13 protein-coding genes and 1 pseudogene are annotated in these 11524 nt (G+C 75.3%); 9 read left to right on the top strand and 5 right to left on the bottom strand.

Going from position 1 to position 11524, the window contains the following annotated elements:
• The first annotated feature begins 10 nt into the window (after positions 1 to 10).
• Positions 11 to 1513 carry an amidohydrolase family protein gene (locus ACI79U_RS02290; protein ID WP_457064678.1) on the top strand — a complete coding sequence of 501 codons (1503 nt, stop codon included), beginning with the start codon at positions 11 to 13 and terminating at the stop codon, positions 1511 to 1513.
• Positions 1514 to 1562: 49 nt separating this feature from the next.
• On the opposite strand, the gene ACI79U_RS02285 is transcribed toward ACI79U_RS02290, so the two are convergent.
• Entirely contained in the window at positions 1563 to 2129 is a 567-nt protein-coding gene (locus ACI79U_RS02285) for an NAD(P)H-dependent oxidoreductase (RefSeq protein WP_457064675.1), read from the bottom strand.
• Complete coding sequence (locus ACI79U_RS02280) at positions 2126 to 3187, bottom strand: LLM class flavin-dependent oxidoreductase (RefSeq protein WP_457064673.1); 1062 nt, start codon at positions 3185 to 3187, stop codon at positions 2126 to 2128. The genes ACI79U_RS02285 and ACI79U_RS02280 overlap by 4 nt, the downstream gene beginning before the upstream one ends.
• Before the next feature lie 89 nt (positions 3188 to 3276).
• Between ACI79U_RS02280 and ACI79U_RS02275 the strand changes: the two genes are divergently transcribed.
• From ACI79U_RS02275 to ACI79U_RS02250, 6 genes are all read left to right on the top strand, one after another.
• Positions 3277 to 3753 (top strand): MarR family winged helix-turn-helix transcriptional regulator, encoded by a 477-nt coding sequence (locus tag ACI79U_RS02275; RefSeq protein WP_457064671.1) that lies wholly within the window; start codon positions 3277 to 3279, stop codon positions 3751 to 3753.
• 9 nt (positions 3754 to 3762) lie between these two features.
• A complete protein-coding gene (locus ACI79U_RS02270) occupies positions 3763 to 4092 on the top strand; it encodes a putative quinol monooxygenase (RefSeq protein WP_457064669.1) in 330 nt (109 codons plus the stop codon).
• A gap of 47 nt (positions 4093 to 4139) precedes the next feature.
• Entirely contained in the window at positions 4140 to 4991 is an 852-nt protein-coding gene (gene pdxY, locus ACI79U_RS02265; RefSeq protein WP_457064667.1) for a pyridoxal kinase PdxY, read from the top strand.
• Positions 4992 to 5007: 16 nt separating this feature from the next.
• A complete protein-coding gene (locus ACI79U_RS02260) occupies positions 5008 to 5721 on the top strand; it encodes a TSUP family transporter (RefSeq protein ID WP_457064665.1) in 714 nt (237 codons plus the stop codon).
• A 111-nt stretch (positions 5722 to 5832) separates the two neighbouring features.
• A complete protein-coding gene (locus ACI79U_RS02255; RefSeq protein WP_457064663.1) occupies positions 5833 to 6312 on the top strand; it encodes a heme-degrading domain-containing protein in 480 nt (159 codons plus the stop codon).
• A 397-nt stretch (positions 6313 to 6709) separates the two neighbouring features.
• The gene (locus tag ACI79U_RS02250) at positions 6710 to 6898 is read left to right on the top strand and encodes an RGCVC family protein (protein ID WP_457064661.1); all 189 of its coding nucleotides are present in this window, start codon (positions 6710 to 6712) and stop codon (positions 6896 to 6898) included.
• Between the two features lie 78 nt (positions 6899 to 6976).
• On the opposite strand, the gene ACI79U_RS02245 is transcribed toward ACI79U_RS02250, so the two are convergent.
• Entirely contained in the window at positions 6977 to 8182 is a 1206-nt protein-coding gene (locus ACI79U_RS02245; RefSeq protein WP_457064659.1) for a ScyD/ScyE family protein, read from the bottom strand.
• Positions 8183 to 8395: 213 nt separating this feature from the next.
• On the opposite strand from ACI79U_RS02245, the gene ACI79U_RS02240 reads away from it, so the two are divergent.
• Positions 8396 to 9232: a pentapeptide repeat-containing protein gene (locus tag ACI79U_RS02240; RefSeq protein ID WP_457064657.1), complete on the top strand. Its 837-nt coding sequence runs from the start codon at positions 8396 to 8398 to the stop codon at positions 9230 to 9232.
• Positions 9233 to 9414: 182 nt separating this feature from the next.
• Here ACI79U_RS02240 and ACI79U_RS02235 read toward each other — a convergent pair whose 3' ends face one another.
• Complete coding sequence (locus ACI79U_RS02235; protein WP_457064655.1) at positions 9415 to 9741, bottom strand: TIGR03943 family putative permease subunit; 327 nt, start codon at positions 9739 to 9741, stop codon at positions 9415 to 9417.
• Between the two features lie 369 nt (positions 9742 to 10110).
• Positions 10111 to 10901, bottom strand: a pseudogene (locus ACI79U_RS02230) (permease).
• A 308-nt stretch (positions 10902 to 11209) separates the two neighbouring features.
• Here ACI79U_RS02230 and ACI79U_RS02225 point away from each other — a divergent pair.
• Entirely contained in the window at positions 11210 to 11524 is a 315-nt protein-coding gene (locus ACI79U_RS02225; RefSeq protein ID WP_457064653.1) for a DUF1490 family protein, read from the top strand.

Below are 11524 nucleotides of genomic sequence, written 5' to 3'. Positions count from 1 at the left end.
TGGAGGAACCGTGTCCGATCCCGACGCCGTGGTCGTGGACCAGCCGGCCGGCCGACCCGTCGTGCTGCGCGGCGGCACCGTGCTCACCATGGACGACGCGCACACCGTGCTGACCGACGCCGACGTGCTCGTCGTCGACGACCGCATCGCCGCCGTGGGCCCCGCCCTCGAGGTGCCCGCCGGGACGCTGGAGGTCGATGCCACCGGCGGCATCGTCATGCCCGGCATGATCGACACCCACCGGCACATGTGGCAGACCGCGATGCGCGGGTACGGCGCCGACTGGACGCTCACCCAGTACTTCGTCTGGTACTACCTCGAGCACGGGAAGGCGTTCCGCCCGGAGGACGTGCACGCGGGCAACCTGGTCTCGGCCTGGGACGCGCTGGAGGCCGGCGTCACCACCACGGTCGACTGGTCGCACGGCCTGCAGACGGTCGACCACGCCGAGGCGGCCGCCGACGCGCTGCTCGCCGTCCCCGGCCGGTTCGTGCTCGCCTACGGCAACATCCAGGCCGGGCCGTGGGAGTGGACCGCCGACCCGGCCGTGCAGGGCTTCCTCACCCGCCGCCGCGACGAGGGCCGACTGGGCCTGCAGCTGGCCTTCGACGTCACCGGCGACCCGACCTTCCCGGAGAAGGCGGCCTTCGAGGTCGCCCGCGAGCTCGGCCTGCCGGTGACCACGCACGCCGGCGTGTGGGGCGCGACGAACGACGACGGCATCCGGCTCATGCACGAGAACGACTTCATGACCCCGGAGACGGTCTACGTGCACGCCGCCACCCTGACCACCGACTCCTACCACCGCATCGCCGCGACCGGCGGCTCGATCTCGGTCTCCACCGAGTCCGAGCAGAGCGCCGGGCAGGGCTACCCGCCCACCTGGCAGGTGCGCCGGCACGACATCCCGGTGTCGCTGTCGATGGACACCAGCGTGTGGTGGAGCGGTGACCTGTTCTCCGCGATGCGGACGACGCTGGGCGCGGACCGCTCGCGCGAGCACCTGGAGGCGCACGCGAAGGGCGAGACCGTCACCCACGTGCACCTGCGCGCCGAGCAGGTCGTCGACTGGGCCACCCGGGGCGGCGCCAGGGCGCTGGGCCGCGACGACCTGGGCAGCCTCGAGGTGGGCAAGAAGGCCGACGTCGTGCTGATCAAGAACGACTCGTCCCCGGTGTCCTTCCCGATGCTGAACCCCTACGGCCACGTGGCCTTCCAGGCCCAGCGCGGCGACGTGCACACCGTGCTGGTCGACGGCCGGGTGGTGAAGTCGGCGCACCGCCTGGTCGGTGCCGACCTGGGTGCGGTGCGCCGCACCGTCGAGTCGACCGTGGAGCACCTGCGCTCGGCCCTGGGTGAGGAGGTCTGGGCCTCGGGCATGAACCCGGACCTGCCCCGCGACGACGTGCTGGACAACCCCTACACGTACACCGAGTACAAGTCGCACTCCACGCACGGTGCCCGCGGTGGCGTCTTCGGAGAGCCCTCCGACCAGACGCACCGCTCGCACTGACGGTCGCGCCCCGCCCCGTGCCGCACTCCGGCGCAGGGCGGGGCTGCCCTCAGCCGGCCGCCGGCGCCCGCGCCGCCCGGGCACGCAGCAGGTCGGCGACGTCGGCCAGGCCGATCTCCACCCGGCTGTAGACCTCCGGGTCGAGCACCAGCGCGCCGTCGAAGGAGCCGGCGCCGGCGTAGAACGCGACCGGCACGGTGAGCGCCTGGAAGAAGCCGAACAGCGGCCGCAGCTGGTGCTCCAGCACCAGGGCGTGCCGGTCGCTGCCGCCGGTGGCCACCAGCAGCACCGGCTTGTTGGCCAGCGCGTACTGGTCGACCAGGTCGAACAGGTGCTTGAACATGCCCGGGTAGCTGGCGCGGTAGACCGGCACGGCGGGGATCAGCAGGTCGGCGGTCTCGACCAGCCGCAGCGCCTCCTCGACGTCGGCGGGGACGTCGTCGCGGGTGACCGCGCCGGTGAAGCCGGCACCCAGCCCGTACACGTCGACCCGCCGCACCTCGATCGGCATCAGGTCGGCCAGGGTGTCGGTGACCACCCCGGCGAGGCCCATCGTCTTCGACCCCTCGGCGCGCGGGCTGCCGTTGACGACGACGACCTGCAGCGGCCGGCTCACGCCCCGGCCCCCACGGGCGCCCGGACCTCCCGGCGCAGCACCGGGGCGACCTCGGTGCCGAACAGCTCGATCGCGGCCAGGTGCTCCCGCTGCGGCACGCCGCCGAAGCCCAGCTGGACGTTGGCGCGGGTGACGCCGTACAGCTCGGCGAAGGTGGCGATCTTGTCGATGACCTCCTGCGGGCTGCCGACGACGAGGCCGCCGCCGGGGGTGGCCTGCGCGTCGAAGGCCCGGCGCGGCAGGTCGAACCCGTGGCCGCGCTGGTGGTTGTTCTCCCGCATGCCGACCGAGAAGTACGGGAACATCGTGTCCCGCGCCGCCTGGCTGGTCCGGCCGACGTAGCCGTGGGTGTTGATGCTGATCGGCAGGGTCGCCGGGTCGTGCCCGGCCTCGGCCGCCGCCTGCCGGTAGTACCCGACGGTCGGCACGTGCGCGTTCACCGGGCCGAGCAGGATGGCCAGCGCCATCGGCAGCCCGAGCATCCCGGCGCGCACCGCCGAGGACGGCGTGCCCCCGACGCCCACCCAGATCGGGAGTTCCTCCTGCAGCGGCCGCGGCGCGACGTCGGCGGCCACCAGCGGCGGCCGGTGCCGGCCGGACCAGGTGACCGGGTTGGTGCCGCGGATCGCCAGCAGCAGGTCGAGCTTCTCGGCGAACAGCTCCGCGTAGTCCGCCAGCGAGTAGCCGAACAGCGGGAAGGACTCGGTGTAGGAGCCGCGGCCGGCGATGAGCTCGGCCCGCCCGCCGGAGATCAGGTCGAGCGTGGCGAAGTCCTGGAACACCCGGACCGGGTCGTCCGAGCTCAGCACGGTCACCGCGCTGGTCAGCCGGATCCGCTCGGTCCGCGCGGCGGCGGCGGACAACAGCGGCACCGGCGAGGAGGCGATGAAGTCCGAGCGGTGGTGCTCCCCCACCCCGAAGACGTCCAGCCCGACCTGGTCGGCCAGGACCGCCTGCTCGATCGTCTCGCGGACACGGGTCGCCGGCGACGGCGTCTCGCCGGTCGACAGGTCCGGGGTCACCTCGCCGAAGGTGATGATGCCCAACTCGAAGGCCACGGGGCTTCCTCTCTCTCGTGCGGGTGGTCGGCGCACCACCGTACGCGTTTTTCCTGACACGTCAGGCAAGCGCCGGTTACCCTCGCGCCATGGACGACGTGGCGTGGCTGGACGAGCGCGAGGAGCGGGTGTGGCGGGCCTTCCTGGCGCTGGGCCGCGCGGTGGACGTCGCCGTCGACCAGCAGCTGACCGCCGAGGGGCTCTCCACCGCGGAGTACGCGGTGCTCGCCTCGCTGTCCGAGGCGCCCGAGGACGCGGTGCGGGCCCGGGAGCTCGGCCGGGAGATCGGCTGGGACTCCAGCCGGCTGGCCCACCAGCTGCGCCGGATGGAGAAGCGCGGCCTGCTCACCCGCGGCCAGTGCCCGGACGACGCCCGCGGCACGATGGTCCACCTCACCGCCGACGGCCGGGCGGCGCTCACCCGCGCCGCGCCGGGGCACGTGCGCACCGTCCGCGCGCACTTCGTCGACCTGCTCGGCCCCGAGGAGCAGACCGCGCTGGCCGCGGTCTTCGAGCGGCTCTCGGCCGCCCGGGACGACGCGGCGGGCGACCGACCCGCTGGCTAGCCTGGGCCGGTGATCCTGATCGTCGTGAAGTTCCCCGTCCGCCCCGAGCTCGCCGACCGCTGGCCCGAGCTGGTCGCCGAGTTCACCGCCGCGGTGCGCGCCGAGCCCGGCAACGTCATGTTCGAGTGGTCGCGCAGCGTCGACGAGCCGGCCAGCTACGTGCTCGTGGAGGGCTTCACCGACGCGGAGGCCGGCGCCACGCACACCTCCTCCGCGCACTTCCGGAAGGCGATCGGCGAGATGCCCGACTGGGTCGCCGGCACCCCGTCGATCATGTACGTCGACTCCGCCGACCTCGCCGGCTGGGGCCCGATGGCGGAGGTCCAGCCGCGCGGCTGACCCGCCCCGTGGCCCGTGTGCGAACGTTGCCCCATGGTGAGCTGGGCATGGTGAACGTGCTGTCCATCCAGTCGCACGTGGCGTACGGCCACGCCGGCAACGCCTCGGCGGTCTTCCCGCTGCAACGGCTGGGCATCGAGGTCTGGCCGGTGCACACCGTCCAGTTCTCCAACCACACCGGCTACGGCGCCTGGACCGGCCGGCTCTTCGACGGGCAGGCCGTCGACGAGGTGGTGCAGGGCATCGAGGACCGCGGCGTGCTGGGCAGCTGCGACGCGGTGCTCTCGGGCTACCTGGGGTCGGCCGACATCGGGCACGCCGTGCTCGGCTCGGTCGCCAAGGTCCGGGCCGCCAACCCCGACGCGATCTGGTGCTGCGACCCGGTCATCGGTGACGTCGGGCGCGGCGTCTTCGTCCGGCCGGGCATCCCGGAGTTCCTGCGCGAGGTCGCCGTCCCGGCCGCGGACATCGTCACGCCCAACCACTACGAGCTGGACCTGCTCGCCCAGTCCGAGACCCGGTCGCTTGCCTCGGTCAAGGACGCGGTGACCGCCGTGCAGGCGCTGGGCCCCCGCGTGGTGCTGACCACCTCGCTCGTCGCCGAGGACACCCCCGACGACGCCGTCGACCTGCTCGCCTCGGCGGGCGGGCAGCACTTCCGGGTGCGCACCCCCCGGCTCGGCGTCTCGGTGAACGGCGCCGGCGACGCGATCGCCGCGCTCTTCCTCGCCCACTGGCTGGAGACCCGCTCGGCCGCCGAGTCGCTGGGCCGGGCTGCGGCCTCCGTGTTCGGGCTGCTCCAGCGCACCGCCGACGCCGGCTCGCGCGAGATCCTCCTGGTGGCCGCCCAGGACGAGTACGTCAACCCCACCCGCACCTTCGACGTGACCGAGGTCTGAGCGCGGGGGCCGGGACGTGACCGTCTGGCTGCTCAGCGGCCTGGTCGTCGTGGTGGCCACGGTGGCCCAGGCGACCGCGGGTGTCGGGTTCGGCATCGTGGCCGGGCCGCTGGTCCTGCTCATCCGGCCCGACCTCGTGCCCGGTCCGCTCCTGCTGGTCGGGCTCCTCGTCACCGTGACCGTCGCGTGGTCCGAACGCGCAGCGTGGGAGCCGCGCGTGCTCCGGGGAGCCGCGCTGGCGAGCATCCCCGGCGCGCTGGGCGGCGTGCTGCTGCTGCGGGCGGTGGACGACACGGTCCTCGCGCTGACGATCGGGGCCCTGGTCCTGCTCGCCTGCGCCGTCTCCGCGGTGGGCCTGCAGCTGCCCTCGGGGCCGCGGGCGCTGCGGTGGGCCGGCCTGACCGCGGGCGTGCTCTCCACCGTGGCCGCGGCGCCCGGGCCGCCGATGGTGGTGACCTACCGGCCACCCGGTGCGGCGGCCCAGCGGGCGAACCTCGCGCTGTTCTTCGTGGTCACGTCGGTGGTGTCGCTCGCGCTGCTGGCCACCGGCGGCGAGCTCACCGGACGGGCGGCCCTGAGCGGGGTCGCCCTGCTGCCGTTCGTGATCGTGGGGTACCTGCTCGCCCGGCCGGTCCGGCGCCGGCTGGGCATCGACGTCGTCCGGCGACTGGCGCTGGCGCTGTGCGCCGCCTCGGGCGTGCTGCTGCTGGCGACGACCCTGGCGGGCTGACCACACCGCCGGCTGACCACACCGCCGGCTGACGACACCGGCTTCCTGACGGCACCGGCCGGGTGACCACCCACGCAGCCGGCGCCCCCGGGCGTCGGGTAGGAACGACCCATGGCCGACGCCTTCCCCTCCTGCGCCCAGCTGCTCGCCGAGGAGCAGGAGCTGCAGTTCACCCGGTTCAGCAACGACGACGCCTGGGAGCTCGGCCTCGCCCTGGTCACCCGGGCACGCGCCGAGCACCTGCCGGTCGCGGTGGACGTCAGCCGCAACGGCCACCAGCTCTTCCACGCCGCGATGACCGGGGCGCACCCGGACAACGACGCCTGGATCGCGCGCAAGGCCGCCACCGTGCACCGCTTCGGGCACAGCTCGCTCTACGTCGGCCAGCGCTCCCGCGAGGCCGGGACGACGTTCGAGGAGGAGTTCGGGCTGGACCCGCAGCAGTACGTGGCCCACGGCGGGGCGTTCCCGGTGCTGGTGCGCGACGTCGGCCCGGTCGGCGTCGTCGTGGTGTCCGGGCTGCCGCAGGTCGCCGACCACGAACTGGTGGTCGCCGTCCTGCGCGAGCTGGTCGCCCGGCGGCGGGCCTGATCCGCCCCGCCGCCGGCTACGGGGCGGGGCGGGGGCTCACTTCTTGCCGTGCGTGAGCTTCTCCATGCCGGAGGTGCTCTCCTCGGCCGCCTTCTTGGCGGCCCGCTTCTCCTTGATGCTGCTGCCGGACTTCTTGGACGCGTTCTTGTCGACCATGACCACTCCCTCATCGGGAACCGTCGGCTCCAGACCGCAGACGCTACGCCCGATCGGCCGCGCCGACGTGGTCTTCCCCCGGGGCGCGCGCCGCCGGTCCGGCTCTGCGGGCCGGCCCGGGCCGCGCACCGGGCGTAGCGTCGGGCGCACGGTCACCTCGCCGGTCCAGGACAACCGTCCGGGACGGCGATCCCCTCCCGGGGCACCACCGCCGCGCCGTCGGCGGAGTCAGGCTCCTGCCATGACCGCACCCGTGTACCTCCCGCCCGCCGTTCCCGCCCTGCTGGCCCCCGCCGTCCGGTCCGGCGAGGAGCTCGGCTGCCCCGCCTGCGCCCACCCGATGGACGCCCACGACCCGATCGGAGCCCGGTTCTGCCGGGCCACCGCCGCTGGGGCACTGGACCGCGGCTGCGCCTGCCGCATCGGCTGATCCCGGGCGCATCGGCCGACCCCGGGCGCTGCCGGACGGCGGGGCCGCACCCGCACTGGGCACGGCCCCGCCCTCCGGTCAGCCGGCCGGGGTGAACGTGTCGGCGCCCACCCGGACGACCTGTCCGGAGCCGGGCGGCAGGCCCAGGAAGGCCGCGACGCTCCAGGCCGAGGCGTACAGCTCGCCGTCGTCGACCACCAGGCCGGTGGGCATGGTGACCTGGGTGGCGCTGCGGCTGCCGTCCCGGTCGATCCGGAGGACCTGCCCCACCGTCGCCGGGTCGAAGTCCGCCGGGGGCTCCTCCCCTTCCGGGGCTCCCTCGAAGAGGTCCGAGGCGTAGACCGTGCCGTGGTGGTCGACGGCCACCCCGGTCAGGCCGGGCAGGTCCTCGATGACGTCGACCACCTCACCGTGCCGGTCGAGCACGTAGACCCGCCCGGCGCCGGGCACCTCGGCGCCCAGCGTGCTCACGTAGACCTTCCCGTGCGGCCCCTCGGCGAGACCGGTGGGCACCGGGTCGCAGCCGGTGGTCCCGGGGGCGTTCTCCACCTCGGCACAGCCCGGCACCTCCTCCGGTGAGATCACCGGCGGCACGAAGAAGGTGCTCACCTCACCGGTGCGCCGGTCCACCGACAGCACGGCGTTCGCCCCGGCGTCGGCAACCAGCACCCGCTTCTTCTGGGCCAGCACCGCGTAGGGGTTGGAGAGGGCGTCCACCGGCCGCCCGTCGACGAACTGGACCTGACCGTCGGGGTTCTCCGCCAGTTCGTACGCCAGCAGGTCGATGGTCGCCAGGATCTCCCCGTGGGGGGTCGCGACCAGCAGCGCGGAGCGGGCGGCGTCCGGCGGCGGGGGCGGGAACGGCGACGGCGGGGGCCCCTCACCCTCGGGTGGCGGCGGCGGGCCCTCGCCCTCGGGCGGCGGCGGAGGCTCCTCCCCGACGGCGACGTACAGCTTGCCGCGGGAGTAGTCGACGCCCTGCGGCTGGAACAGCCCGGACAGCAGCGTCCGCACCTCCCCGTCGTCCAGGTCCACCGAGGACACCTCGCCGCTGTCGGACTCGGCGACGACGAGCCGGTCGCCGCGGTACCCGCTGACCTGCCGGGGGCCGTCCAGCCCCTCGGCGACGGTGGTGACGGCGTCGTCCCCGTGGCCGCCGTGCCCCCCGCCGTGCCCGCCCCCGTGCCCACCGCCGTGCCCGCCACCCGCCTGGGCTGCCGTCGCCGGCACCACCACGAGCGCTGCCCCGGCGAGTGCCGCCGCGGTCCTGCTGAAACGCCTCATCGCGTCCTCCGGATCTGCTGTGGAGCTGCCGTGCAACTCCTGTGGCGCGGCGAGGTTCCCGCCTCCGGCAGCAGTGCTCAACGGTGATCCGGGGCCGGGGCGCGCGCCGTCGCCTGGTGTGATCGGAGTCACCATCTGCCGTGCCCGACCCGGCCACCTACGCTGCCCGGGGCGGTCGTTCCGGCCGTCCCCGATCCTCCGGAGGGCCCGCCCGTGCCCCTGTCCCCCACGCCCGGGCTGGCCGAGCTGCGCGCCGACCTCCGCGCCGACTGCGACCGGTGCGTGGCGCTCTGCTGCGTCGCGCCGGCGTTCACCGCCTCGGCCGACTTCGCCTTCGACAAACCGGCCGGCACGCCCTGCCGGCACCTGCGGGCCGACACCCGCTGCGGCATCCACGCCCAGCTGCGCGATCGGGGCATGCCCGGTTGTGTCGTCTTCGACTGCTTCGGCGCCGGCCAGCGGGTGACCGCGCTGACCGGCGCGGGCCGCGACTGGCGGGCGGACCCGGCGACGACCGCCGAGGTGTTCGCCGTCCTCCCGGTGATGCGGCAGCTCACCGAGGTGCTCTGGTACCTGGTGGAGGCCGCGCTGCTGGTGCCGGCCGGCCCGCTGCACGCCGACGTCGTGGCGCTGCGTGCCCGGGTCGAGACGCTGACCAGCACGCCTGCGCCGGGGTTCGCGGACGTCGACGTCCCCGGCGTGCGGGCCGCCGCCGGCGCGCTGCTCGGCCGGGTGAGCGAGCAGGTGCGCGCGGCCGTGCCCGGGCGGGGCAGGGACCGGGCGGGCGCGGACCTGCTCGGCCGGGACCTCCGCCGCACCCGGCTGCGGGGCGCGTCGCTGCGCGGGGCCTACCTGATCGGCGCCGACCTGCGCGGGGCCGACCTCCGGCAGGCCGACCTGCTCGGCGCCGACCTGCGGGCCGCGGACCTGCGGGGTGCCGACCTGACCGGTGCCCTCTTCCTCACCGTGCCGCAGCTGACCGCCGCGCGGGGCGACGGCGCCACCGTCGTCCCGGCGGAGCTGCCCCGGCCGGGGCACTGGAACGCCTGACGTCCCGACCCCGTCCGGCGCCGAGGTGGCCACTTCGGCGAGTGTGTTGCCCACGACCGTCTCGCCCGAGTGGCCACTTCGCGAGTGTGTTGCCCACGACCGTCTCGCCCGAGTGGCCACTTCGGCGAGTGTGTTGCCCACGACCGTCTCGCCCGAGTGGCCACTTCGGCGAGGACGGGGGGTCAGCCGTAGGGCTCGGCCGGTGCGGGGATCGGTTCCACCGAGGCGGCGCGCAGCACCGGCGGGCCGCCGGGATCCCGGCGGCCCGCCGTGCCGACGACCTCCACCCACTGGTCGGCGACCAGCCCGGGCGGACCCCCGACCACGTGCACCCGCAGCGCCGTGGCGTCGGCGGCGCAGCAGTTGATCGACAGCCGGGCGATGTCCCAGGTGCCGTCGTCCCGCCCGCCGTCGTCGCGGGGCACGACGAAGCCGACCAGCCGCACCCGGCGCTCGGCCAGCGCCGCCGGGTCGGCCTGCGACCAGATCGTGTACTGCAGCAGCGTCATGGTGCGGTGGTCGGTCCCGGGGTCGTCCGGGCCATCCCGGTGGCCGGCGCGGTCGCCACCGCGACCGGGGTGGGCGCCAGCCGGTCCACCGAGAAGGCGCCAGCGCGGGCGGGGCGACGACCACCAGCACGGCGACCGGCGCGGCCAGCAACCAGCCCACGCCCGGCCCGGGGTGCTCCGCGCGGCGTCCCCGGTCGCGCAGCAGCCCCAGCGCGCCGACGGCGACCAGCAGCACCCCGGCCCCGGCGAGGAAGGGCTGGAAACCGGCGCGCCCGTAGGCCAGGTGCTGGTCGGTGAGCGCGACGACCAGCACGACCAGGCCGAGCAGCAGCAGGAGGACCTGCTGGGTGGGCCGGTCCGGGCGGGCGCTCACAGCAGCACCTCGGCGACACCGAGCGCCACGGCGACCGCGACCAGCAGGGTGGCCGGCGCGAAGCGCAGCGCGAAGCCCCGGCCGAAGGTGCCCACCTGCAGCGCCACCAGCTTCACGTCCACGGCCGGGCCGACGACGAGGAAGACCAGCCGCGAGGTGAGCGAGAACGAGGTGAGGCTGGCCGCGACGAACGCGTCGGCCTCCGAGCAGATGGCCAGCACCACGGCCAGCGCCGCGAGCACCAGCACCGAGAGGACGGCGGACCCGGCCACGGTCTCCAGCCAGGCGCGCGGCACGAGGGTGTTCAGGGTGGCCGCGGTCAGCCCGCCGACGACGAGGAAGCCACCGGCGTGCACCAGGTCGTGCTGCGCCGCGCGGCGGAACGCGTCGCCGCGGCCGGCCCCGGGGTCGGGTGGCGCGTTGCGGGGCGCCCGCAGCCAGCCGGGGCGGGCGAACGCCGTCCACAGCCAGCCCATCAGCACCGCCACCAGCAGCGAGGCGGCGAACCGAGCAGCGACCATTTCCGGCTGCCCGGGGAAGGCGACCGCGGTGGCCACCAGCACCACCGGGTTGATCGCCGGGGCGGCAGCAGGAACGCCAGCGCCGCGGCCTGCGGGACGCCGCGGCCGACCAGGCTGCCGGCGACCGGCACCGACGCGCACTCACACCCCGGCAGCACCATCCCGGCCGCCCCGGCCACCGGCACCGCCAGCGCCGGCCGCCGCGGCAGCGCGCGGGTGAGGAACGACGCGGGGACCAGCGTGCTGATCGCCGCGGACAGCAGCACGCCGAGCACCAGGAACGGCAGCGCCCGCAGGCAGATCGCGACGAACACGGTGCTCCACGCGAGGAGCGCCGGTGAGGTCAGCAGTCCGGGGGCGGCGAAGTGGATGAGGACGGTCACCAGCACGCCGAGCCCGAGCAGGTCGCCGCTACGTACGCTTCGACTGCGCTGCGGCGCCTGGTGCGCCGGAGGCGTCCGGAGCAGTTCGCTGATCACTGACCCCTCCCCGCCACACCGCGCGATGCGGGAACGGTTCCCGTTAGCTTGTACCGGGCAGCAGCCTCTCACCCCGACCCCCGAGGAGAACCTCCGTGTCCGACGCGTCGTCGAAGAACCGCACCGCGGGCGCCGCCCGCCTGCTCCGCAAGGCCGGGGGGACGGTGCTCACCGGCGTGGTCGGCGTGGTCGTGGTCCGCGCCGCCGAGCGAGGTGAGGCCGGCAGCCTGCCGCGGCGACTGGCGGTCGGGGCGACCAAGCTGGGCATCCGCGGCGCGCGCCGGGCCGAGGTGGGCGTGGAGAAGGCCCGGCTGGCCGCCGGCGACGTGCGCGCCCAGGCCTACGCCGACCTCGGCGAGCAGGTGCCCCCGCCGGCCGACCGCTCCGGCGGCCACGACCACCAGCACTGA

Source organism: Modestobacter sp. SYSU DS0904, assembly GCF_054051115.1.
This window is presented reverse-complemented; position numbering and strand designations above follow the sequence as displayed.